This is a genomic window from Arthrobacter sp. MYb229, assembly GCF_002975405.1.
Lineage (GTDB): Bacteria > Actinomycetota > Actinomycetes > Actinomycetales > Micrococcaceae > Glutamicibacter.
Genome location: NZ_PCPS01000002.1, coordinates 242,806 through 266,775, shown reverse-complemented (window position 1 = coordinate 266,775; position 23,970 = coordinate 242,806). Strand labels below are relative to the sequence as shown.

22 protein-coding genes are annotated in these 23,970 nt (G+C 61.6%); 6 read left to right on the top strand and 16 right to left on the bottom strand.

The window, feature by feature from the left end; translation table 11 throughout:
* The first annotated feature begins 73 nt into the window (after positions 1-73).
* From CQ019_RS07750 to CQ019_RS07740, 3 genes are all read left to right on the top strand, one after another.
* A complete protein-coding gene (locus CQ019_RS07750) occupies positions 74-562 on the top strand; it encodes a DUF2975 domain-containing protein (RefSeq protein WP_105553957.1) in 489 nt (162 codons plus the stop codon).
* Positions 563-949: 387 nt separating this feature from the next.
* The gene (locus CQ019_RS18475) at positions 950-1,120 is read left to right on the top strand and encodes a hypothetical protein (RefSeq protein WP_170947924.1); all 171 of its coding nucleotides are present in this window, start codon (positions 950-952) and stop codon (positions 1,118-1,120) included.
* 471 nt (positions 1,121-1,591) lie between these two features.
* Positions 1,592-2,665, top strand: coding sequence for a Fic family protein (locus CQ019_RS07740; RefSeq protein ID WP_105553958.1), 1,074 nt, complete (start codon positions 1,592-1,594; stop codon positions 2,663-2,665).
* A 107-nt stretch (positions 2,666-2,772) separates the two neighbouring features.
* Here CQ019_RS07740 and CQ019_RS07735 read toward each other — a convergent pair whose 3' ends face one another.
* The gene (locus tag CQ019_RS07735) at positions 2,773-3,342 is read right to left on the bottom strand and encodes a plasmid pRiA4b ORF-3 family protein (protein WP_105553959.1); all 570 of its coding nucleotides are present in this window, start codon (positions 3,340-3,342) and stop codon (positions 2,773-2,775) included.
* A gap of 155 nt (positions 3,343-3,497) precedes the next feature.
* Between CQ019_RS07735 and CQ019_RS07730 the strand changes: the two genes are divergently transcribed.
* Entirely contained in the window at positions 3,498-4,196 is a 699-nt protein-coding gene (locus tag CQ019_RS07730; RefSeq protein ID WP_105569365.1) for a maleylpyruvate isomerase family mycothiol-dependent enzyme, read from the top strand.
* 97 nt (positions 4,197-4,293) lie between these two features.
* Here CQ019_RS07730 and CQ019_RS07725 read toward each other — a convergent pair whose 3' ends face one another.
* The 4 genes from CQ019_RS07725 to CQ019_RS07710 are packed head-to-tail and all read right to left on the bottom strand — an operon-like array spanning position 4,294 to position 9,457.
* Positions 4,294-5,127, bottom strand: coding sequence for a bifunctional allantoicase/(S)-ureidoglycine aminohydrolase (locus CQ019_RS07725; RefSeq protein ID WP_105553960.1), 834 nt, complete (start codon positions 5,125-5,127; stop codon positions 4,294-4,296).
* Between the two features lie 10 nt (positions 5,128-5,137).
* Positions 5,138-6,391 carry a DUF6986 family protein gene (locus CQ019_RS07720; protein ID WP_105553961.1) on the bottom strand — a complete coding sequence of 418 codons (1,254 nt, stop codon included), beginning with the start codon at positions 6,389-6,391 and terminating at the stop codon, positions 5,138-5,140.
* Positions 6,388-8,016, bottom strand: coding sequence for a malate synthase A (gene aceB / locus CQ019_RS07715; RefSeq protein WP_105569364.1), 1,629 nt, complete (start codon positions 8,014-8,016; stop codon positions 6,388-6,390). The genes CQ019_RS07720 and aceB overlap by 4 nt, the downstream gene beginning before the upstream one ends.
* A 55-nt stretch (positions 8,017-8,071) precedes the next feature.
* The gene (locus CQ019_RS07710; RefSeq protein ID WP_105553963.1) at positions 8,072-9,457 is read right to left on the bottom strand and encodes an NAD-dependent malic enzyme; all 1,386 of its coding nucleotides are present in this window, start codon (positions 9,455-9,457) and stop codon (positions 8,072-8,074) included.
* Positions 9,458-9,674: 217 nt separating this feature from the next.
* Between CQ019_RS07710 and CQ019_RS07705 the strand changes: the two genes are divergently transcribed.
* Both CQ019_RS07705 and CQ019_RS07700 read left to right on the top strand, forming a co-directional pair.
* A complete protein-coding gene (locus tag CQ019_RS07705) occupies positions 9,675-10,448 on the top strand; it encodes an IclR family transcriptional regulator (RefSeq protein WP_105553964.1) in 774 nt (257 codons plus the stop codon).
* A gap of 450 nt (positions 10,449-10,898) precedes the next feature.
* A complete protein-coding gene (locus tag CQ019_RS07700) occupies positions 10,899-11,678 on the top strand; it encodes a CHAD domain-containing protein (RefSeq protein WP_258133645.1) in 780 nt (259 codons plus the stop codon).
* A gap of 167 nt (positions 11,679-11,845) precedes the next feature.
* On the opposite strand, the gene lhgO is transcribed toward CQ019_RS07700, so the two are convergent.
* From lhgO to CQ019_RS07645, 11 genes are all read right to left on the bottom strand, one after another.
* Positions 11,846-13,060, bottom strand: coding sequence for an L-2-hydroxyglutarate oxidase (gene lhgO / locus CQ019_RS07695; RefSeq protein ID WP_105553966.1), 1,215 nt, complete (start codon positions 13,058-13,060; stop codon positions 11,846-11,848).
* The gene (locus CQ019_RS07690; RefSeq protein WP_105569363.1) at positions 13,053-14,192 is read right to left on the bottom strand and encodes a zinc-binding dehydrogenase; all 1,140 of its coding nucleotides are present in this window, start codon (positions 14,190-14,192) and stop codon (positions 13,053-13,055) included. Before CQ019_RS07690 ends, lhgO begins: the two co-directional genes overlap by 8 nt.
* Positions 14,182-14,874 (bottom strand): ABC transporter ATP-binding protein, encoded by a 693-nt coding sequence (locus CQ019_RS07685; protein WP_258133616.1) that lies wholly within the window; start codon positions 14,872-14,874, stop codon positions 14,182-14,184. The genes CQ019_RS07690 and CQ019_RS07685 overlap by 11 nt, the downstream gene beginning before the upstream one ends.
* Positions 14,875-14,895: 21 nt before the next feature.
* Positions 14,896-15,624, bottom strand: a complete 729-nt coding sequence (locus tag CQ019_RS07680; RefSeq protein WP_219843939.1) for an ABC transporter ATP-binding protein — start codon at positions 15,622-15,624, stop codon at positions 14,896-14,898.
* Between the two features lie 5 nt (positions 15,625-15,629).
* Positions 15,630-16,646: a branched-chain amino acid ABC transporter permease gene (locus CQ019_RS07675; protein WP_105553969.1), complete on the bottom strand. Its 1,017-nt coding sequence runs from the start codon at positions 16,644-16,646 to the stop codon at positions 15,630-15,632.
* Positions 16,643-17,530, bottom strand: coding sequence for a branched-chain amino acid ABC transporter permease (locus CQ019_RS07670; RefSeq protein ID WP_105569362.1), 888 nt, complete (start codon positions 17,528-17,530; stop codon positions 16,643-16,645). Before CQ019_RS07670 ends, CQ019_RS07675 begins: the two co-directional genes overlap by 4 nt.
* Before the next feature lie 16 nt (positions 17,531-17,546).
* Positions 17,547-18,815 (bottom strand): ABC transporter substrate-binding protein, encoded by a 1,269-nt coding sequence (locus CQ019_RS07665; RefSeq protein WP_105569361.1) that lies wholly within the window; start codon positions 18,813-18,815, stop codon positions 17,547-17,549.
* 50 nt (positions 18,816-18,865) lie between these two features.
* Positions 18,866-19,624 carry an SDR family oxidoreductase gene (locus CQ019_RS07660; protein WP_105553972.1) on the bottom strand — a complete coding sequence of 253 codons (759 nt, stop codon included), beginning with the start codon at positions 19,622-19,624 and terminating at the stop codon, positions 18,866-18,868.
* 27 nt (positions 19,625-19,651) lie between these two features.
* Positions 19,652-21,103 carry an aldehyde dehydrogenase gene (locus CQ019_RS07655; protein WP_105553973.1) on the bottom strand — a complete coding sequence of 484 codons (1,452 nt, stop codon included), beginning with the start codon at positions 21,101-21,103 and terminating at the stop codon, positions 19,652-19,654.
* A 28-nt stretch (positions 21,104-21,131) separates the two neighbouring features.
* The gene (locus CQ019_RS07650) at positions 21,132-22,328 is read right to left on the bottom strand and encodes an iron-containing alcohol dehydrogenase (RefSeq protein ID WP_181148327.1); all 1,197 of its coding nucleotides are present in this window, start codon (positions 22,326-22,328) and stop codon (positions 21,132-21,134) included.
* Between the two features lie 320 nt (positions 22,329-22,648).
* A complete protein-coding gene (locus CQ019_RS07645; protein WP_219843940.1) occupies positions 22,649-23,320 on the bottom strand; it encodes a GntR family transcriptional regulator in 672 nt (223 codons plus the stop codon).
* Positions 23,321-23,970 lie beyond the last annotated feature (650 nt).

Sequence of the window (23,970 nt, the reverse complement as noted above, 5' to 3'; positions counted from 1 at the left end):
CTCGTCGGGGCGCTGAAGTACCCCGGATACAAAATCTATTGATATTCGATAGTTAAATGTTGATAATCAATCTATGAACAAGTTGCCGGTTGCCCTGCTTCGAGCATTCCTCATTCTGATCTTTCTCGGCGGACTCCTGTGGCAAGCGTGGGTCGTGCCTACGCTTGCGGCGCAGAATGCCGCACTCTTTCCCGAGGTCGCATTCCTGGCCACCCCCTATACGGTGGTGGTCATAGTCGCAATTGCCTGCCTGCAGGTCTCAATGGCTGCTATCTGGAAGTTGCTGACCATGGTGGAACGCCGGACCATCTTCACCCTGCGGGCCTTCGGCTGGGTCAACACCATCATCGCGTCGATCGCCGTGGCCACATTTCTGGCCCTATCTCTTGGCGTCCACTTACTCGGAGGGGTAGGTGCGGGTGGCCCCGGTGTTGCACTGGCGATCGCCGCCCTCACGGCTTGCGGAAGCGCGTTCGTTCTCCTGATGCTGGTCATGAAGGGGCTGCTGCGCCGGGCGACCAATCTTGCAGACGGGATGGCAGAGCTCGTTGAGAACCCATGACCACCGATAGGTGAACGCTGGATCTAAAAAGCCCAAGGTAAATTTCTCAAGCCGCCCCCAAAGACGGCCACACTTTGACGATAAGGTTTTCGATTTCGTCTCTTGTTGCCGTTTCCTGGATTGCCAGTCCGGCGACTTCCTGCGCCGAGCCGCTGGAGACTCGGGGCAGCAAAATCGCTCTGCACCCAAGTGCCCGCTTACCAAGAGGAATCATCCAGCCCCATCCGAAGGTACTTAATAAGTTAGCTGGGAGCTTGCTCCAAACCGCTCGCGTACCGGCGCTTCTGGTGCTACATTGGCCGAGTAAGGATCGCTCGGCCCCTTAGTCCTTGGCCATTATTGGCAGGCAAGTGGCTGGTGGCGGAAGTTCGAGTAAAGGGAGAAGATATGAACGAAAACGTCCCAACGAATTCCACCGATATTTCGGATAAGACGCTGGAGGATCACATTTCGGATCCTGCGCTTTCCGATGAAGCGGGACATGACTGGACCGACGAAGGCGGGGCGACCCCCGATGGTCCGGCAACAGAAGTCAGTCCCGAAGAAACCCAGCGATAACCTACCTACAAGCGCATTTGCTCCCCAGCAGTGGCCAAGCCATTGCTGGGGAGTCTTACTTTTACCGGTCAACCTTGGTCCTTGAACCAAATCTCGACCGATTCCTTGATCGCCCTGGCACCACAGAACCCAGGCTCAACTGCATCGTAACCAGCACTCAAAACTTCGCGTTGGGTGCGCGAGGAAGCCCGATCACCTCGGCCAGCGCCATCTGCTCGAGTTCGCCCGCATCTAGCGTCTGCCCGATGCCGCAGCGGCGATTGAATCCGGCACCTCAAATTTTTCGCTCAGCCATTACATCTCCTCGGAGGCGTGTGCCCAAAGGCCCATGTCTCAAGACAAACCAGGCATTCGGCCTACAGCGGGGAAATTGCCGAGAAGACGTGTAAAGGTTTTTACATATCAGATAAACGTGTAAAAAATACGTACATTTTTTTACACGTTTCGTGATGGCTTAGATAGACTGTCCCTATGTGGAAAGCAGAACTACCGTTCAACGATCTAGCAGCTCCTCCCGCAAGTGAGCTTGAAACCCGGCCGGTACTCAAAGCGACAACTAAGGCCCGGGCTTCACTGGCCGCCATGAATCAAGCCGTCCTTCGTATACCTAATCCCGGTGTGCTCATAAGCTCGCTGCCGTTGCTCGAAGCACAAGCGAGTTCCGAGATTGAAAATATCGTAACGACTACCGACGACCTATTTCGTTTAGCAGCGGATTCAGAAGTTCATGCATCCTCCGACACCAAAGAAACTCTGCGTTACCGCGAGGCACTCTTCACAGGACTTCAAAGCATCGAAAGCCGTCCGTTGACGACTCGGACCGCGCTTGAAGTTTGCACAAATATCAAGGGCCGCGACATGGACGTTCGCGCTCTTCCGGGCACCTACATTGGAAATCCTGTGACTGGCAAAGCCCGGTACACACCACCCGAAGGCCCGGATCGGATCAAAGAAAAATTGGCCGAGTGGGAACGCTTCATTCACGAAAACCCAGACATTGATCCATTGGTCATTATGAGCGCCGCTCATTATCAATTCGAAGCGATCCATCCCTTCTCAGATGGAAACGGCCGCACCGGGCGTATTTTGAACATCCTCCTACTCGTTGAAGTCGAGCTGTTAAGGGAGCCGGTTCTCTACTTATCGCGATACATCATCCGCAACAAAGAGGAGTACTACACTAGGCTCCTAGCCGTCACCAAGGACAATGACTGGGAGGGCTGGCTGCTATACATGCTCAAGGGCATTCAAGTAACAGCCGACGAGACTCTGCAGCTAATTGACAGCATCCAAGAGTTGCAACTAGTCATGCGCGACGAGCTGCGAACTGAATCCTCAGCAGGACCGAATGCGGAACTGCTTGATCTTTTATTCGAAAAGCCTTATTGCCGAATCAATGACGTAGTCAGCCGCTGCGGAATCTCGCGCCCGACTGCGACAAAATGGCTGAATGAATTTAGCTCCAATCAGCGACTAAGACAGATCAAATTAGGCCGTGAGTGGCTATTTATCAATCATCGCTTCATCGAGCTACTGGCAGGCTAGAACCCAAGAAGACATGTAAAGGTTTTTTACATGTCGGGTAAACGCGTGAAAAATGCGCCCAATTTTTTACACGTTTACCTGAGGGGCTCAATGTGTCCGGTCAGCAGCTAGCGGGCATACTCAAACATTTCGTTGACGCGCTGCTTGTCGAAAAGCGAAGCATCGAACTGCTCACCGTCGCGCAGGAAGAGCCATTCTCGGTACTCCGCTTGATCCGGATGATCCGGGTCCTTCAGCGCTTCGATCACCATGGCCCACCCAAGCGGCCCTCCCGAGTCTTCCCGTGGAGCCATCCTGCGCCCGCCAATGCACCGCGGCAACGGGCCAGCGTCGACCGGTGGCAGTCCTTCCAGCTCGATACGGACTTCCCAGTAGTCACCGAAGTCATAGACGTAATCGAGCTTGCCCTGCCCATGACTTAGCAGTTCGTCGAGGCATACCGTGGACTCATCAACATCGGATCTAATCTCGGAACCAGCCGGACCGAAGCTCACCCCATTAACACCATTGAGCTCAAACTGGTGCGGGTGCGCGTCGTACCAACCGAAACTGTACTGAATCACCTGATGCAATTGGTCCAGCCGCATCGAACCTGGAACCAAAACCCTGCGCCAGATCGGCGGACTGGTACGTCTGATTCTGAATTTCAATTGCAATACCGAAGCGTATGAACTCATCAGCCCCTACTCCTGAAACTTCGACTTCTTATACTCAAATCCAGCTGCAGCGCTAGGCTCCAAGCACTGAAACTTCTGACGGGTACGGCGATACTCGTTCGATATAGATCGGTTTTCCGAGTCATTTTCAAACCACCCATTGGTAGGGTGACAGCATGATCAACACCGCCCGATTGCATTCAGACCTCTCCCGACTCAACCGTGAAACCTCGATGATGATGGCCACGATTGACACCCTGTCCGCCGATGAGCTGGCCGCCGATTCTCTCTGCGAGGGCTGGAGCCGAGCGCATGTCATCGCCCACCTCGCATCCAACGGCCGCACCCTGGTCAAGCTCATCGATTGGGCCATTACCGGCGAACCGCAGCAGCTTTATGCGTCCACCGAGGCGCGCAACGCAGAAATCGCCGAGCTTGCCGCCTTGCCCCGCGAAGAACTGCTCGCGGGTTTCCGCGACGCGGCAACGTTCTTTGCCGAGCAGTCCGAGCGTCTCACCGGCGAGCTAGTGGTCGAAGAGGTGGATCTGCACGGCAAGATCATCCCGGCGACCTCCATCGTGGCGCTTCGGATCGCGGAGATCGTCATCCACCACCACGATCTGGACACCGCCTGGACCATCGAGGAGGCGGACCCGGATTCACAAGAAAACGCCGTGGAGGCCGCGGTACGCACCATGCGCGTGAAGAACGCCCCGGGCATGACGCTGGTCACCGAAGAAGGCGACGAATGGGTTATCGGCGACGGCGCGCTGAAGGTCCGCTCGGACCGCGAAGGCCTCATCGAATGGCTCGCCCGCGGCCAGTCGCGGCACATTGAGGCAGATGGGCCGATCCCGGCCCTGCCTGCTTGGTAGCAAGCCCCACGCGCACCCGGGACTTCTCTCCGGCACGCCCAAGGCTCACGCTGGCTGCGGAACTCAACGAGTTCCGCAGCCAGCGTTCTTTAATGCCCTACAACGCGACCTGGCGGTTCTGATCCTTGTACAGCAGGTAACGGAAGTTGCTCGGCCCTCCGGCGTAGCAAGCCTGTGGGCAGAAGGCGCGCAGTGACATGTAGTCCCCGGCTTCAACCTCGACCCAGTCCCCGTTCAAGCGGTAGACGCCCTTTCCTTCCAGGACATACAGGCCATGTTCCATCACGTGGGTTTCGGCGAAGGGAATCGAGGCTCCCGGCTCGAAGGTCACGATATTCACCCCGAAGTCGAAGGCGATGTCATTCGGGTCGAGCATCCGGGTGGTGCGCCATTTGCCGTCGGTGCCCGGCATCTCGCCCGGTTCCACGTCGCGTTCGTTGCCCACTACCGGCCCCGGTGCCGCCACGCCGGCCACCGGCTCGTAGCGCTTGCGGATCCAGTGGAAATTCGCCACCTCGGCGCCGTCGTTGCGTGCGGACCAGCTGGCTCCGGCCGGCAGGTAGGCGTAGCCGCCATCGGCGAGCACATGCTCTTGGCCCTCGATCACCAGGGTCAATTCGCCGCCCAGCACAAAGATGAAGCCCGACACCTCGGCCTGAGGTTCCGGCTTGGCCGCTCCTCCGCCGGGAGAGACTTCGAGAATCGACTGGGCGAAGGTGGTGGCGCCCCCGGCCACCGGGCGGTTCAGCACCCAGGCGCGGGTGCTGGACCATTCGGGGAACACGCTGGTGACGATATCGCGCAGCACCCCCTTGGGAATGACCGTGTAGGCCTCGGTGACGATCGCGCGATCGGTCAACAGGTCGGTTTGCGGCGGGTGGCCGCCGAAGTTGGTGTAGTACGCGGCTTTTTGTGCGGCTGCTGCGGTCATGATGTTCCTCCTAGGCATGTGAACGGTTTAGCGCGATTGCTTCGAGTTCGGCGGTTGTGATTTGGGCTAGTTCCTGGACTTCTTCTTCGCCCACCGCACCGCAGCTCACGCCGCGGTGGATATAGCGGGCCAGGGCTCGCGCGGTGGCCGGTTCGTCCATGATGGCCGAGTCGATCCGGTGGACGTAGTTGCGCAGCCGCGTCGCTGCGGCCTGCAATCCTTCGCGGAAGAAGGCGAAGGTGGCCAGGTAGCGGGTGGGCAGCTGATTCGCGTGCATATCCCAGCCCTGGTAGATCCCGCGTTCCAGGTGGCGGCGCACCAGTCGGGCATGCAGAGCCCAGGCCGCCGCAATATTCTCCGGGTCTCCGGCCGGAATGATGTTGGTGGAGCCGTCCGATAGCTCCACCCCGGTGCCCGCGACCGCCACCTGCATGACGTCCTTGGCGAAGTCGGCGACCGGGTGCTCCATCGATTGGTAGGCGGCTGCGATGCCAAGGGAGGCCGAGTAGTCGTAGGTGCCGTAGTGCAGGGAGGAAATTCTGCCTTGGCCGGCGTGGATCAGCTGCGCCACCGGGTGGCTGCCGTCGGCCGCGATGATCACCTGCGGCGTCTCTACCTGCACCTCGAAGCGGATCTCTCCGGCTTCGAGCCCATGATTCTGCTCCAGCTTCTCGGCGAGGAATACCATCGCCTCGACCTGAGCTACGGTACTGACCTTGGGCAGAGTCAGCCGCAGCCCGGCGGGCAGCGGACCGTTTTCAAGCAGCCGGGAGATGAATAGATCCAGGGTGCGGATGCCGCGTGCCCGGGTAGGGGCCTCGAAGCATTTGAAGCGGATGCCCAGGCAGGCCGGTGCCTGCCCTGCGGCTACGGCGGCGGATACCGAGTCGGCGGCGGCTAGTGCGTGCGCGTCCTCCTCGGCGTCCGGCCGGTTGCCGTAGCCATCCTCGAAGTCGAGGCGCAGATCTTCGATGGGTTCAACCTCTAGCTTGGCCGCCACCAAGGCACCGAGCCGCTCGGGCTCGGCGAGTCCCAGCGTGGCCGCCAGCTCGCCGAGTCCCGCGGCACCGCCGGCGACCGCGAGGGCTGCGGCGCCCCACTGCGCGGCAAGCTCGCCGGTGAACCGGTCCCCGGGAACATACACGGTGTGCACCGGCTGGCGCGCTCCGCTCTCCCCCGGGTAGCCGTGGGCGAGGAGCCTGTCGGTGTCGGCCAGCCGCGCTTCCACGGCCGCTAGGGTTGACTCATCGAAGAGATTGCTCATGGCTTGGTCACGAATTCCTTATCCAATAGTTCGTACGCTGGGGTGGTCAAGAAGTCAGCGAAGTCCTCATCCTTGCCGCTGGTCAGCTTCGCGATCAGCTCGGCTGCCGGCTGGTAGAAGGCGGCGAACTGCTCCTCGTTGTTCACTTCGGAACGCAGACGCTCAACCTCTTCGGCGAGGATCGTGGAGACCAACTGCGTGGTGATGGTGTTGCCGGTGTCGGAGGCCACGACCTCGTTGCGGATCTGCTGCCAGATCTGCGAGCGGGAGATCTCCGCGGTCGCGGCATCTTCCATCAGGTTGTGGATGGCTACCGCGCCATTGCCCGAAAGCCACACGGCCACGTAGTTCACCGCGACGTACAGGTTGGCGCGGACGCCAGCCTCGGTGACCTCGCCCGGGGCGCTGGCTACGTCGAGCAGCTGCGCGGCGGTGACCTCAACCTCTGGACGCTGGCGGTCGATCTGGTTTGGCTTATCACCCAATGCGCCGTCGAAGATTTCCTTGCAGATTTCCACCAGGTCCGGGTGGGCAACCCAGGAGCCGTCGAAGCCGTCCGTGGCTTCGCGGTTCTTGTCTTCACGGACCTTGGCGAAGGCCGCGGCGGTGACCTCTGGTTCACGGCGGTTCGGGATGAAGGCGGCCATGCCTCCCATGGCGAAAGCCCCGCGCTTGTGGCAGGTCTTCACCAGCAGCTCGGTGTAGGCGCGCATCATCGGCGCGGTCATGGCCACGGCCGAGCGGTCCGGCATGATGAACGCGTCTCCCGCCTCGCGGAAGGTCTTGATGATGGAGAACAGGTAATCCCAGCGTCCGGCGTTCAGGCCCGAGACGTGGTCGCGCAGTTCGTAGAGGAACTCTTCCATCTGGAAGGCCGCGGGAATCGTTTCGATGAGCATCGTGGCGCGCACGGTGCCGTAGTCGATGCCGAGCTCGGCCTGTGCGAAGGTGAACACCTCGTTCCAGAGGCGCACCTCCAGGTAGTGCTCCATCTTCGGCAGGTAGTAGAACGGGCCCTGGCCCGATTCTGCCAGCACCTTGGCGTTATGGAAGAAGTGCAGGCCGAAGTCGACCAGCGCACCGATCGCCGGCTTGCCGTCGATCAGCACATTGTTCTCCGGCAGGTGCCAGCCGCGGGGGCGGACCACAACAACCGCGCGTGGCGCGTCGGTGCGCAACGCGTAGGTCTTGCCCTCCGGCGAGGTGAAGGACAGCTCCCCGCGAGCCGCCGCGTTCAGGTTGGCGATCGCGTCGATGACATTGGACCAGCTCGGCGTCGAGGCGTCCTCCAGGTCCGCAAGCCAGACCTTGGCCCCTGAGTTCAGCGCGTTGATGGCCATTTTGGCCGGGCTTGCCGGGCCGGTGATCTCCACGCGGCGGTCGCGCAGGGCTGCAGGGGCCTCGGCGACCTTCCAGTCCCCGGTGCGCACCGCCTCGGTTTCCGGGTCGAAGTCGATGGCGCGTGCCTTGGAGAACTGCTGGCGGCGCTCACCGCGTGCTTCCAGCAGCTCGTTGCGCGTGCCGGCGAACTTTTCGTGCAGCTTTTCAATGAATGCCAGCGCCTCGGCGCTGAGGATCGCTTCCGCGCCGCTTACCTCTGGGATTCGTGTAATTGAGATGGTCATGGTGCTCCTTAACCTGTCAGTGTCGTGTTCCAGCGACAATATTTACGTGTGGGTTTTACTGCTTTCCGGCTGCTTGGACCACCGCTGCCGCCACGTTCCCGGCTACCAGCGGGTCAAAGACCGAAGGGACAATAAACCCGGGATTCAGCTCTTCCGGCGCAACCCGGGCGGCGATGGCATCTGCCGCGGCTAAGAGCATGGCGTCGGTTATATCGGCAACGCCAGCGTCGAGCAATCCGCGGAAGAATCCGGGGAAGGCCAGCACGTTGTTGATCTGGTTCGGGAAGTCGCTGCGTCCGGTGGCGACCACCATCGCGTGGCGACCGGCAACCGCAGGATCCACTTCGGGATCCGGGTTGGCCATGGCGAAGACGATCGCGCGTTCGTTCATCGCGGCGATATCTTCTTCGTCCAGGACATTCGGTGCCGAAACCCCGATGAACACATCGGCATTGACTACGGCCTGCTTCAGCGTTCCGGTGAAGTTCTCCGGGTTGGTGTTCTCGGCCAACCAGGTCCGGTGCGCATCGGTGTACTGTTCGTTGCGGTTGATCGCTCCGTTGCGCCCGCAGGCGACGATATTGCTTGCACCGCGCGCCTTGAGCAGCTGGATGATGGCGTTGCCGGCGGCGCCGACACCGGAAACCACGATGCGCAGGTCCGCAAGCTTCTTGTCCACTACCTTCACCGCATTGACCAGGGCGGCCAGCGTCACGATGGCGGTTCCGTGCTGATCGTCGTGGAAGACCGGGATGTCCAGCTCCTCGCGCAGGCGGGCCTCGATCTCGAAGCAGCGCGGGGCGGCGATGTCTTCGAGATTAACCCCGCCGTAGACGGGGGCTAGTGCCTTGACGATGTTGACGATCTCGTCGGTGTCCTGGGTGTCGAGGCAGACCGGCCAGGCATCGACGTCGGCGAACTGCTTGAACAGCGCGGCCTTGCCTTCCATCACCGGCAAAGCGGCGGCCGGGCCGATATTGCCCAGCCCCAGAACGGCCGAACCGTCGGTGACCACGGCGATGGTATTGCGCTTGATCGTGAGGTTTCGGGCATCTGCCGGATTCTCTGCGATTGCCATGCAGACGCGGGCAACACCCGGGGTATAGGCCCGGGAGAGGTCATCGCGGTTGCGCAGCGCCACCTTGGGCGTCACCGAGAGCTTTCCGCCAAGGTGCATCAAGAAGGTGCGGTCCGACACGTTGCGGACATTCACCCCGTCAAGATTGTTCAGGGCATCGCGAACCGTGTCGCCGTGGGCGACGTCGGTGGTGTTGCAGGAAACGTCGACCACCATGTGGGTATGGTGCGATTCGGTGACGTCCAAGGCCGTGATGTGCGCACCGGCCGAGCCTACTGCCGCAGCCAGTTCACTGGTCGCGGTTATCGATGCTGGGGTCTCCACGCGAAGCGTCAATGAATATCCCGGGCTTGGTGCTGCCATCAGATCCTCCTGTAAAAGTTTTCCGTATAGTGGATACTATTATCCTCAAAATGAAAATGCAAGAGGTTTTTGTGTGCTGAAGCACGATTTTTTATCCACTAATTTTCGGATCGTGGAAGAAAATGGGATTTTCGGGGTATTCTTGGGGCTAGGATTTCGCATCGTAGAACTAAAACGTAAGCTACTTCCAAAATCAGTACCCTAGAAGGAGCAGCAGATGACGCAGACCGCCAGCAAGTCCACTACCGGTGGAGTTCAGTCCGTTGAACGAGCCTTTGAACTTCTGGAAGTCATCGCCCGCGCCGGAGGCGAGGCGGCGCTCAGCGAGCTGGCCGCGGACACTCCCCTGCCGCTGCCCACCATCCATCGCCTGCTGCGCACCTTGGTCGGCGTCGGCTATGTCCGCCAGCTGCCCAACCGCCGCTACTCGCTGGGCCCGCGGCTGATCCGCCTGGGCGAAGTGGCCAATCGCCAACTTGGCGCCTTGGCCTCCCCGGTACTCAAGGAGCTGGTAGGCAAGCTGGGCGAATCAGCCAATATTGCGGTACTCGACGGCGACATGGTCACCTATATTGCCCAGGCGCAGTCCCCCCACTCAATGCGGATGATCACCGAGGTAGGCCGGCGCGCCATGCTCCACAATTCGGGAGTCGGCAAGGCGGTGCTTTCGGTACTGGATGATGAGCGCGTACAGCGCTTGGTCGCCCAGGCCGGAATGCCGCCAAAAACGGCCAATACCATTACTACCTTGGGCAAGTTGTTTACCGATGTTGAAGCCACCCGCGAGCGCGGGTACGCCATCGATGAAGAAGAACAGGAACTCGGCGTCCGATGCATCGCCGTGCCGGTCCCGGGGGCACCGACTCCGATGGCCATCTCGGTCTCCGGGCCAGTCACCCGTGTAGACGAAGCCTTTATCAAATCAGCCGTGCCGGAGTTGCAGGAAGCCGCCCGCGAGCTGGGCCGGCAGCTGGTCGCCGTTGCGGAATAATCCGTACTCCTTCGGGGGCAGCCTCTTCTTCAGTCGGCAAGCACCCGAACCCGGGTTCGCAGCAGCTGCCGGTTTGGGCGAGCGATTCGCCACGCATACGGCACCCAAAAACCCTGACATCTTCCCTGATCAGGTCGGCTCGCCTGAACGGAAGGTCGACAGCCGGGGCCGATTTACCGGGTACGACTGGTACGCCAGAAGGCATCATCCCGGGCTCATAGTTCGAGGCGATGGCCCCAGTCCCACGGTGTTCATGTCCGCCAGCTAGAATTGGGACTATCGACCGAGGACTCGTGAGGGGAGCTGTTGATGTCCAATCTCCCATTGCCCAAGAATCTCCACGTGCGGCCACGCGGCACCGACCTCCCGGACATAGAAGAGCCATCGATGCTTGGGGCAGCACGGCTATATTTCCACAAGCAATTCGCGGAACTCTGCATCCAATAACCCATAGCGCATTCTGGAGACCCCGAGGCAGTTCACGACATGCGAACCGCAACGCGGCGTCTGCGCTCGGGCCTAGAAATCTACGGGAACCTTTTCGAAACGGGCCCCTGCCAAGTTCTGAGTCAGGAATTGAAATGGCTTTCCGGCATTCTGGGCCACGCCCTGGATGCTGAAGTCACCCTCAATCGGCTTCGCACGCGCATTAACGAACTGCCAGCCGAATGGCAAACTACGAAAATTACCGAAGCACTCGAACATGGTTTTCACACGACCTACACCACCGGGCACGAGCGGACACGGAACCAGTTGAGTTCCAAACGCTACCGCCGTATCCTGAAGAATCTCGAACATTTTCGAGATCATCCCCCGGCTGCCGGCCCGGTTGTCCGGCCAGCCCGCGTCAGGATCGCAACTTTAGTCAACAACCAGGCCCAGCATGCGGATCCCTCGTTCCGACCCACGCTGCGAGGCAAATCCGGACGCGGGCGCGAGGAAACATTGCACCGGCTGTGCAAGGACGCTAAACGACTGCTGCACGCCACTCCACTCCACTCCAAACATGCGATCGCGTTGGGCCACAGGGTCCGCAAACTGCAACGCATCCTAGGCAACTATCAGGACAGCGTCATGACCCGCGCGTATCTTGAGAAAGTCGTCCCGGATCCCGATCTTCCTCCGGAAACTGGGCAGGCCAGCGAACGCATAATCAGCGTGGAACGACGCATTGCGGAAGCAGCGGAGAGACAGTACCTCCAAGTCCGGAGGAATTTCCCGGATCTGTGATTTCGCCGCTGACTCCGATGCGTTTCGGATCCACCTCAGGCAGCGTTCACATGCATCACTGACGTGCGCCCCTTTTTCAAGGCAACCGACAGCGCAACCATTCAGACTCGACTCATCGCGGGGCGGCAAAGTTCATAAGCTGTCCCGGCGATGACTCGTCTGGCTGATTATGACAAGGTCTTCTTCGGCAGCACCTTGAGGTAATTCTCCAATACGTAGTCGGCAATGGACATGGCCGAGGTCGCGGCTGGCGACGGCGCGTTGCGTAGCAGCGTCACCGCTCCGACCTGATCCACCGCGAAGTCGTCAAGCAGCGACCCGTCCTTGTCCCAGGCCTGGGCGCGCACGCCCGCGGCGGATTTCGCCGTCAGGTCACGTGATTTCAGCTCCGGCACGAACTGGCGGGCCTGCTGGTAGTACAGCGGTTTGAGCAGTGAAGAGGAGATCTCGCGCACGCCCATCAGCCAGTGCTGCTTGGCGAGCGCCGGAGCGCCGGGCCAGGATGCCGATTCGAAGGTGTCCTTCAGCGAGATCTGACCCCAGGTATAGCCCTCGCGGGCCAGCGCTGGCACCGCGTTAGGGCCCACGTGCACCTCGTCGTAGACGCCGCGGGTGAAATGGACGCCCAGGAATGGGAAGCGCGGATCCGGTACCGGATAGATCATGCCTTTAACCAGATCGCGCTTGTCGGTAGCCATCATCCAGTACTCGCCGCGGAAGGGCAGGATCTTGGGCGACGGCGAGGCGCCAACCATCTTGGCAACCACGTCGGACTGCAGCCCGGCGCAGACGATCAGCCGGTCGAAGGTATGGGCCCCCGCAGTCGTCGAAACGTTCACGGTTCCGCAGGCGTTGTTCACCGCGATTACCTCTTGGCCCAGCAGGATCCTGCCTCCGGCGCGACGCACGTCTTCGGCCATGGCCTCGGTGATCGCTGAGTAGTCCACCACCGCCGTTTCCGGGGAGTGGACCGCGGCGACGCCGGCCACGTGCGGCTCGATCTCACGCATTTCTTTGGCGTCTAGTCGCTTGATGCCCGGAACTTTGTTCTCCCGCGCGCGACGCTCGATGTCATCAAGCTTGCCCAGTTCGTCCTCGGTCACCGCGACGACCAGCTTGCCCAGTTCCCGGTAGGGAAGGTTGCGTTCCTGGCAGAAATCTCGGGTCAGCTCGCGCCCCTGGGCGCAGAGTGTGGCTTTGAGCGAGCCGGGCTGGTAGTACAAGCCGGCATGCACCACGCCGGAGTTATGCCCCGTCTGGTGCGCGGCCACCCGGCTTTCCTTCTCCAACACGGTGACCTCGAAGTCACCGGAGTTCATGAGGGCGCGCGCGATCGCTACACCAAGGATGCCGCCGCCAACGATGCCAATTCGTTCAGACATTTCTATTCTCTTCCTTTATCGGTGCGCTCTCGCCGGGCAGCGAGCTGCCCGGTTGTGCGCCGTCAATTCTCTTTACATTTGGGATCCCCGGCTGCGCTTCCGGGTCCGCGGAGAGCGTGGGAAGCACCACCGCCTTGATGATCTCGGCACGTTCGGTGCGGCACATGGCGTCCACCACCTGGTCCAGGGCAAAGACCTCGAACATTTCACCTAGCGCCTCACGATGCTCGGCGACCAATTTGCTGGCCGCGGCGTAGTCTTCGCGGATGTAGCCGTAGGATCCGTGTAGCGACAGCCCCTTGCGCACGATCTGGTTCATGTCCACCTCCGGCAGCCGCCCGAACATGGCAGGCACCACGATCTTCCCGCGCATGCCCAGCGCGGCGATTGCCCCTGCTAGCGCGCCGCCGGACCCGGAAGCCTCGACCCAATGATCTGCGGCTTCGCGGGCGCCCTCCGGATCGCCAATCCGTAGCCCTAGTGTGCGGGCATAGTCCAACCGGGTCTCCGCACCGGATTCCGGACCGTAGATCACCACATCCGCGCCGCGGCGCACGCATTCCAGTCCGCACAGCAGCCCAATGGCTCCCGGGCCGGAGATCCCAATCCGCACACCGTTCAGATCCGCGTCCAGCACGCGCAGTGCCTGGAGGGCGATGGACGCAGGTTCGATCAACACCGCCAACGCGGGTTCCAGACCCTGGCCAACCGGCCAGAGCCGGGTGGCTTCGACAACAAAGTATTCGGCAAGTCCGCCGTCGTTATGTAGGCCGAAGCAGGTGCGCTTGGCGCAATAGTTTCCGCGGCCAGCCAGGCATTGGGCGCATTGCCCGCAACCGTCGATCGCGATAACTACCACCTGGGAACCCACGAGCGACTCCCCGGCTGCATCCGCAGCGGAGAGCACCGTGCCGCAGACCTCGTGGCCCAGGGTCACCGGGGTCGGCACCCATTCGTAGCCCGTATCGGCGCGCATCGCGTGGACATCCGAGCCGCACAGTCCCACTGCCTCGGAGCGCACCAGCACCTGTCCGGGGCCGGGTACCGGAACTGGAACTCGTTCCAAGCCGACGTCCCTAGGCGTTCCGCTTCGCTTGCGCAGCGCCACCATGGTTCCGGCATTAGTGCCCAAGGTAGGACTCCCGCACCACGTCACTTTCGCGCAGTTCGGCCGCGGTTCCGGTGGCGCGAGTAATGCCGCCGTCGATGATGGTGCCGAAGTCGGCCACCTCCAGCGCGTTCTTCACATGCTGCTCCACCAGCAGGACGGACATGCCGGTGGCTGCGATGCCCTTGACGATCGCGAACATCTGCTTGACGATCACGGGTGCGAGTCCCAGAGACATTTCGTCGATCATCAGAACTTTGGGCCCGGCCATCATCCCGCGTCCCACGGCGCACATCTGCTGCTCGCCGCCGGACATCAGCCCGGCTTCTTGTTTGCGTCGCTCGGCCAGCTTCGGGAAGTGGTCGTAGATCTCGTCCAGCCGCGCGGCGGTCTTGCGATCCTTGCGCTTCGTGTAGCCGCCGAGGATCAGGTTGTCCTCCACCGTCATAGTGTTGAAGAGCCGCCGACCCTCGGGAACGTGCACGATGCCCATCGCCACACGCTCCTGCGGCGATGTGCCGGTGATGTCCCGTCCCTCGAATTCGATGGTTCCGGTCGCTGCCGGAATAAGCCCGCTGACCACACGCAGCGTGGTGGATTTGCCGGCTGCGTTGGGACCGAGGAAGGCCGTGACGCCGTGCGCCGGAAGGCTCAGGGTGACGTCTTCCAGTGCCTGCGCGTCGCCGTAGTAGGCGGAGATGTTCATTACCTCAAGCATGGTCTTGCCTCACTCTTCCTCATCGGAACCGAGGTATGCCTCGATGACTTTGGGATCCTTGATCACGGTTTGCGGGTCGCCCACGGCAAGCACCTTCCCGTGATCCAGAACCATCATGCGGTCGGATACTTCCATCACGGCCGAGACGATGTGCTCGATCATCAGGATGCTCACGCCGCGGTCCCGCACGGTGGTGACGAACGGGAGCACATCGATGACCTCGCGGCTGTTCAGCCCGGCGAGCACCTCGTCCAGCAACAGCAGCTTCGGTTCCGTGGCCAGCGCCCGGGCCACTTCGACACGTTTGCGCTGGGCGAGGGTCAATGCTTCCGTCGGGGTGTCGGCGAGCTGCGCGATGCCCAGGTCGCCGAGCAATTCCATGGCCTTGCGGTGCGCCTTGGAAACCCCCGGGTCGTTGACCAGCAGCGGCACCATTACGTTTTCCGCGACGGACATGCCCTTGAAAGGCCTGACTACCTGGAAGGTGCGACCTACACCCATGCGGGCCCGGGTCGCCGGATCGGTGCCGGTGATGTCCTTGCCGTCGAAGGTGACTTTGCCGGTGTCCGGGATGAACATCCCGGAGAGCAGGTTGAAGAAGGAGGTTTTGCCGGCCCCGTTGGGTCCGATGATCCCGATGATTTCCTGATGGCCCAGTTCCAGCGAGACGCCGCCGACCGCCTGGATGCCGCCGAATCGCTTGGTGACATTCTCTACGCTAAGCAGTGAGTTGCCCATGGCCTTTACTCTCCTTCCTTGGTGGTCTTCGCATCGGCCGAGCGTTTTCCGCCGCGTCCTTTGCCGCCGCGGCGGGTCTTGCGGGCAATGGCCCTGAAGCCCTCAACTAAACCGCCTGGCATCAGGCGGACGATGATGATCAGCACCGCGCCGTAGATCATGAAGTTCACGCCTTGGCTGGCACCGGAGAAGGTCACGCGCAGCCACTCGCCTAGCGGTGTCATGATGATCGCGCCGACGATCGGGCCGGCGATGGTTCCCATGCCGCCGATGATGCCGTTCAGTGCCGGTTGGATGGAATACAGCGTGGCGGAGAATTGCGTGTCCGGCTCGATGACGAAGAAGTACAGGGCCGCGAAAGCTCCAAAAGCTCCGGTCATGCCGGCGCTGATCAGCAGCGACCCCAGCTTGACCCGGTTGGTGCGCACACCCAAGGCGCGCACGGCGTCCTCGTCGGTAGCCACTGCCCGCAGGTGGTAGCCCAGTTTCGAGCGGTAGATCCAGATGGAGATCGCAATCGCGGCCAACGTGAAGGCCAGCGCGATGTAGTAGTACGGCTGGCGAGACTCGAAGGAGATGTAGGCCAGGCCCTGGGTGGGCGGGGTGGTGATGCCCACCGAACCGTTGGTCACGGGCACGGCCCAGATGGCCAGCAGGCGCAGCACCTCTACATAGGCCAGCGTGGCCAGGGTGAAGAATGGCCCGCGCAGCCGCAGCAGCGGGATGGCCAGCACCAGCGAGCCGACGGCGGCAAAGATGATGGCGGCCAGGATGCCCAGCCACGGGTTGACCCCGTAATCCACGTAGAGGATGCTCACGGTGTAGGCGCCGATGCCGAAGAAGGCCGCGTGGCCCAGGGACAGCACGCCACCGAAGGACATGATGTTCCAAGCGACGGTGACCCCGGTGTAGATCAGGATCAGCACGCTGATGTGCAGGAAGTACTGGTCCCGCAGGAATAGTGGCAAGAGCAGGGCCACTGTCGTGGGGATGATGATCCAGGGAAGGCTGAGCTTTTTCACTTCAATCCAACTTCCGCGTTCCGGGCCGAGCCGCCGAAGATCCCTTGCGGGCGGACGATCAGCACGATGATGAAGACGACGAAGACCGCCACCTGCTGGAGAGCCGGGTCGACGTAGGTCCCGGCGAGGGTTTCAACGATTCCAAGGATCAACCCGCCGAGCAGCGAGCCGGCCATGTTGCCCAGTCCGCCGAGCACCACGACCACGAAGGCGAGCAGGGTGAAGTGCGCGCCGACCAGCGGGTAGGCGGCCTGGAAGGGGATGATCAGGGTGCCGGCGATGCCGGCCAGGGAAATTCCGATGCCCATGGCCGCCAGGTAGTACTTCTTCACCGGGATGCCGATCAGGCCCGCGGTCTCGCGGTCCTCGACCAGCGCGTTGAGCACCTTGCCCACGAGCGTGCGCTTCATCAGGTAGAAAAGCGCCAGCACCAGAGCCAGCGCCACGATGAACGCGGTGAGCCGGCCGTAGGTCACGTTGATGCCCAGCAGGCTCAGGTTTTGCTCGGCCCAGGGGAAGTTCACCGCGCGGAACTGGCCGCCGAACATCCAGAGGGCCAGATTCTGCAAGAACACCGACAACCCCAAGGTCACGAAGATCTTCATGGTCGGGGAGGAATTCTGCATCGGGCTCAGGATGAACTTCTGGATCGCGATGCCGGCCAAGAACATCACCGGGGTGACGATGACCAGCGACACGTAGGGGTTCATATTCCAAGCACTCCACAGCCACCAGGTCAGGTACATGCCCGCCATGACGAGCTCGCCATGCGCGAAGTTGATGATCTTCACGACGCCGAAAATGAGGTTCAGTCCGACCGCCACGAGGGCGTACACGCCTCCGAGCATTAGCCCGGCGACCATTGTTTGCAAGAGATAATCCATCAGAGGCTCCTATCGGTCACAAACCGAATGGTGTGATGAGTTTCGGCGCGCGGACGGCGGCCTCGGGCGGGTAGACGGTCTCCAGCTTGGAGCCGGACCATTGCATGACGTACATGCTTCCCTGTTGGTTCTGGTTCTGCGCGTCGAGCTCGTAGCCCCACCCGGCGGCCGAAGTCCCGGCCTCTCGGTGGTACTTTCGCGCCGCGGCGGCGAACACCTCCGGATCGTCGTTTCCCCCGGTGGTCTCCAGGATGTCGAAGAGCATCTGGGCGCCGGTGAAATTGCTCAGCGAATGTCCGGAGGCCGGTTCCGCGTTCCAGCGTTTGTGGTATTCGGAGATGAAGTCCTCGATGCCCGGCGTGAAGTCGCGGTTGACGTGGATCTGTGTGAAGTCGACGTCGAACACCCCGTCCGCCGCATCGCCGAGCGCTTTCTGGAAGCTGGCCAGGCTGTGGCCGCCACCGGTGCCCACGAAGGCGCCGAGCTTGACATTGTTGTCGCGGATTTGGCGGCCGAGCAGGACCGCGTCCGCGGCATAGGACACGGCCAGGACGATGTCGGGCTCCTGCGACTTCATGCGCAGCACGGTGGATGACAGATCGGTGGACTTGGCGCTGTAGGGTTCCGCTTCGAAATGCTGCAGGCCGATTTTGTCAGCCGCTGCCTTGGCCAGCGAAACGATGGACTGCCCGTAGGAGGAGTCCTCGTGGAGCATCATCACGCGTAAATCCTTCACTGGCTTGCCCAGCGCTCCGGCCAGGTAGTTCTGGATGAAGTCCATATGCAGTCCGGTCATGTCCGCGGCCGTGGGGTTCAGTCGGAAGACCTTGTCATAGCCTCGGGTGGTCACTGCCTCGGAGACCGCGCCGAGCTCCACGTAGGCGTTTCCGGTGCGGGCAAAGACTTCGGTCGCCGCCAGAGCCAGCGACGAGCTGTAGGTGCCGAAGCCGAGCTTGATGTTCTTGTTGAACACCAGGCGCCGGGCCTCCGAGGCCGCGGTGTTCACATCCGGAACGTCGGCGAACACCATTTCGATCTGCTTGCCAGCGACACCTCCACCTGCGTTGCGCAGGTCGGTGGCGATCTGCACTCCGCGCCATGATTCCTCGCCGAGCAGAGCGTTAGTGCCCGATACAGGGTACATGGCCCCCAGTCGCAGGGTGGTTGCGTCCGTGCCGCGGGAGGCGCAACTGGCCAGTGCGGGAGCCGCAGCCAAGGCAAGCAGACCCGCTCCGGAGTACCGGAGAAATGACCTCCGGTTAAATCCACGCTCGGTGGGTGACATCTTTGTCTCCGATGTTCGGTGTGAGTGATGGGTGGTCGAATGGCTGGCGCCTAGGAGGCGGTCCAGCCGCCGTCGACCATCAGCAGCTGGCCGGTGAGGTAGCTGGCAGCATCCGAAGCGAGGAATACCGCGGTGCCGGCCAATTCCTCCGGATTGCCGAAGCGGCCCATGGGAATTCGGTCCAGCATCTTCTGGTAGCGCGCCTCGTCGGCGAAGACCTTCTCGGTCAGCGCGGTGCGGAAGTACCCGGGCCCGATCCCATTGACCCGGATGCCGCGCGAGGACCATTCGGTGCTGAGGTTGCGTACCAGCCCATAGACTCCGGACTTGCTAGCCGTATAGGCGGCCACATCCGGAACCGAGATCAGGCTGGTGAGCGATCCGACGAAGATGTGGCTGCCGCCCCGCTCCCCCGCGAGTTGGCGTCGGCCGATTTCCTGGCTGAGCGCGAAGGGAGCGGTGAGGTTGACTCGCAACACGTGATCCCAAGCCTCGGCGTCGAATTCCTCGGCCGGCTGGCGGTGCTGGACCCCGGCCGCGTGGACCACGATATCTATGGCCCCGCCAGCTGCTTTTTCCATGGCGTCAACCATCTGCCCGGCCGCGCCGCTGGCTACATCGAGGGAGAGCGGATGAACATTGGCGCCCAGTTCCGCAGCAGCTGATTCGACGTCCGCGGCGGTCCGGGAGACCACCACCACGGTGGCGCCCGCGGAGGCCAGACCGGCCGCAATGGCCTTGCCCAACCCGCGACCGCCGCCGGTGACGACGGCGCGTCGGCCGGTCAAGGAAAAGAGTTCGTTGTTCATGGTGCGTTTCCTCTCGAAGTTTCTGCCCTAGTGCGTGCGGATTGCCGCGGCCTTGATGCGGGTGTAGAACGCCAGCGCGTCCCGACCCTGCTCCTTGTACCCGGAGCCGGAATCCTTGAATCCGCCGAAGGAGTGGTGGATGTCCCAGCCGGTGGTGGGCTGATTGATCGAGATCTGGCCGGTGTCAGCCTCTTCAAGGAAGCGGAAGGCGTTGGCCAGATCGCGGGTGAAGATTGCGCTGGACAGCCCGTACGCGGAGTCGTTGACCGCGGCGATTGCCTCGTCGAGCGAATCCACCTCGACCATGCCCAGCACCGGCCCGAAGACCTCTTCCTTCCAGATGTCATGCTCGGTGGTGATGCCCAGGAAGGTAGGCTCCACGAAGGCGCCCGCGGTGGCGGCCTCGCCTTCGAGCTCGCGGCGGGCAATCACCTCGGCACCCTGCGTGATGGCTCTCTCGACGTGGCCGCGGATCGTGCTCTGCGCGCCCTCGTCCACTACCGGTCCGAGGTCAACCTGCTCACCAGAGCCGGCCGCGACGCGCAGCTTCGCCACGGCATCGGCAATGCGGGTGCGCACATCGAGGGCAATCCCCTTCTGGACGATCAGTCGGCTGGTGGCCGTGCAACGCTGTCCAGCCTGCGCGAAGGCCCCCGCGACAATGGTCGGAATGGCCAGGTCAAGGTCGGCGTCGTCTAGGACGACCGCCGCGTTCTTTCCGCCCATTTCTGTCTGCACGCGGATGCCGCCGCCGGCCAGTTTCGCCTGGATGCCCTTGCCCACCGCGGTGGAACCGGTGAAGGACACCGCGCGAAGTCCGGCGTAGTCGAAGAGTGCGTCGCCCAGCTCGGAACCGCGGCCGGTAACCGTGCCCAGCACGCCGGCGGGCAGACCAGCCTCGTGCAGGATTTCGGCCAGGCGCAGGGTGATCAGCGGGGTTACCGTGGCGGGCTTGATGACCACCGCGTTGCCGGAGATCAGCGCCGGACCCAGTTTGCGGGCCGGGGTCAGGAAGGGGTCATTCCACGGGGTGATGAGCAGGACTACGCCGAGCGGCTCGACGATGCGCGCGGCAAAGGTTCCGGGGCGGGCGTCGGCGAGGAAGTCGCCGTAGCTGTCGCGGCCCATGCCACCGTAGTATTCGAAGAATTCGGCGGTCTTGCCGACCTCTCCGGTAGCCTCGGCCTTTGTCTTACCCATTTCGGTGACGATCAGCGAGGCCAGCTCATCGCTGCGTTCACGGATCAACGCCGCGGCGTTGAGCAGGACACGTCCGCGCTGAAGCTGGTTGGTCTTCTTCCAGGTCTTCGCCCCGGCTTCGGCGGCGGCGAAGACCCGGGCGACCTCATCGCTGCTCATGGCCGGCACCGAGCCGACTTTTTCCCCGGCGGTTGCGGGGTTGTAGACATCAATCTGGGCTCCGGAATCGGAGGCCACGAATTCCCCGTTGACGAGGTTCTTCAGTAGTCCGTAAGTCATGGTTAAAGTCTTTCCTTCTGAGGATGTGTCAGCGGGCGGTGGCGGCGAAGGCGAGATCCAAATCGCCGGACTCCATGGAGCGGAAAAGATCCGCAAGGAGCTGCTCGTCGAAGGGCTCCGGGTTAGTGGGACGTGGATAGTCGGTCGCGCACAATCTCGCCATTTCCGGGACGGAGTCGGGGTTGATGCGCGCTTCGGCAAGCGTCCGCGGAAGTCCCATGCGACCAGAGAGCTCCGAAACCTCCGTAGCGGCGACTCGCAGGTCCTCGCTTTGCCCGCCGGTCAGCGCCGAGGCGATGAGCTTGGCCAATCCAGGTTCCAGGTTCTGGTTGTAGGCAATGCAGTAAGGCAGGGCGATCGCACAGGACACCCCGTGAGGCATGGGCTGCTCGTGCGCGAGGCAGTAGGCCAGCGAGTGGCCGAGCACTACGCCCGCGTTCAGTGACTGGCCCGCGATATGCGAGGCCCACAGGACATTGGCCAACGCATCCTTGTCCCCGTTGTATGCCTTTTCCAGGTTGCCGACCAGCAGCTCGATGGCGCGCAGGGAGTGGTGGGAGGAGAGCACGGAGGCGCTGGTCGACATGAGCGCTTCGATGGCGTGGGCCAGAGCGTCCATCCCGGTAGCCGCGATCACGGATTTAGGCAGCGAAGACACCAATTCGGGGTCTATCACCGCGACGCGCGGGACATACAGGGCGCAACTGGAAGCACGCTTGCTACCCTCCACCGTGACCATAGCGATGCGAGTGGCTTCCGAGCCGGTGCCGCAGGTGGTGGGAACAAGTACCAGTGGTGCCACCCCATTTTCGGGGGCCACCACTCCGGTCCAGTCCCCCGAACCGCCTTCGTTGCGCAACAGCAGGGCGACGATCTTGGACGAATCCAAAACCGAACCGCCACCGATGCCAACGACCGCGGAAATACCAGCCGCCCGAGCTTCGGCGGCCACTGCATCAACGATCTCTGCCGAAGGTTCGGCACCGAATCCTCCGCGGGTGTGGACTTCGTAGCCCGCCTCGCGCAGTGCGTCCTCGACGGGAGTGATGAGCCCGGCGGCTGCCACGGCGTCATCCACGGCCAGCAAAATGGATCCAGTCTTGATTGCGAGCTGGGTGGAAAGAATCTCCGAGAGATTGCGCACCGCTCCGGCTCCGCCGATCACGGCTGCCGGGGAGAGGAACACCGAATCAGCAGAAGCCGAAGGCCACCATGGGTTTGACATCGTCGTCTTGCCTTTCATAAGTACGTATTTTTGGGGCTCTCCGACGCCGGAGCGTTCGGTAACCCGGAGATCCAAGATTCAAGATTGGATCCAATAGGTTCCAGATAAACACAGGCATGTGACTCAGGTCAAGTAAATTGTATCCAATCGTGAGAAAACACTTCATCAAACTACCAGCGTCTACAGCATCGGACATTACGATGCAAGAATAGATTTCCCAAAAAATACAGTAAACACGGGGAAAATAACAACGCCGCTACCTGCGTTGGTAGCGGCGTGAGGGTAATTAATATTTACACTAAACTCAGATTTGGATCCAATTACACGAATGTGTCATCTGTAGGGTCAACCAAGGTATTCCTGGTCCGTCGAATATGCAGGTGAACCATGGCGGCGGCAGATTCCGGATCCCGGCGTCGGATTCCATCGAGAATCAGCGCGTGGTCCAGATTCGTTGCGACGACATCCTCCACCGACTGACGGTGTACAAGCAGGCGACGATAGTGCTGCGTAGTGTTCCACTGCCGCAGAACTAAATCGAGAAGCGGTTGGTGGCGCACACCTGCGTACGTGAGCAAATGAAATTCCCGATCCAAGCGAAGGAATCCCTCTACGTCGCGATGCGGTCCTGCAGTCGCGTCAATTTCCTCGACCAACTCGCCGAGCCGGTCGATTTGAGCATCTGAGAGGTTGGGGATGCTCTCGCGGACAGCTAGTGGTTCGACAACCTCGCGCATCTTGTACGTTTGATCAAATTCGAAGGCATCCAGCTTAGCCACCCAGGTGCCGCTATGCGGGACGATCGAGACTAACCCCTCGGCCTCAAGTTGGCGCAAGGCCTCGCGAACCGGCATTCGGCTCGCATTGAACCGATCGGCCAACATTTCCTGCCCTAAACGCTGCCCCGGCTTGAATTCGCCTTCGAGGATCAGTCTCCGCAATTCGTCGGCGACTCGCTGCCCACTGATGGCTGATGGTAATTCCCCTAGCACCTTGGGTCCTCCTTGTCTGTCGAAAGTACACTCCGTCGCCTCTGGGCTTCCTGCTGCGCAGTCTAGCCTTTAGGGTGGTGTGTCGATTCGAGAATTTTTCCGCCGAGTGGCGGCCAACCCCCCTGCCTCTCGCGGGGATAGATTTAAAACAATCATCGCACGAACATGGATCCAATCCCTAGCTTGCCACCGATAGAGAGTGGCCAGGAGTCGCTGTTTTTCGTTTTCCGGATCCAATTCCTCGCTCACGTGAATCCGCAGACGATTCTGCTGGCTCGATGACCAATATGCGAGTGTCCCGCGGTCCAGGCATTGTTCATACCCGGGTCGCGGATTCCTCGCCCCTTTTTCTGGAAGATGAGCCACGTGTCCAGTATGCAGATCACCTCATAAATTCGCGCACATTCCATGAATCTGCACCATCCGGTACGGGCGTGTACGTGTGGCAGTAGGCCTGCGATGCCTTCACTCTCACGGCAGATTGACTGTGCCGAGATTCGAAGTTCGCGGAAAATTAGTCTGTCTACGAGTTCCTACGGACAAAGAAACCGAGACCGTGCACCGACGACATCCAGAATATCTACTTTAGATTTCACCGCCCATTGCGACGGCTGTGCGCATTGCTGCGGTTTCACTCAGCCTGCGCCTCA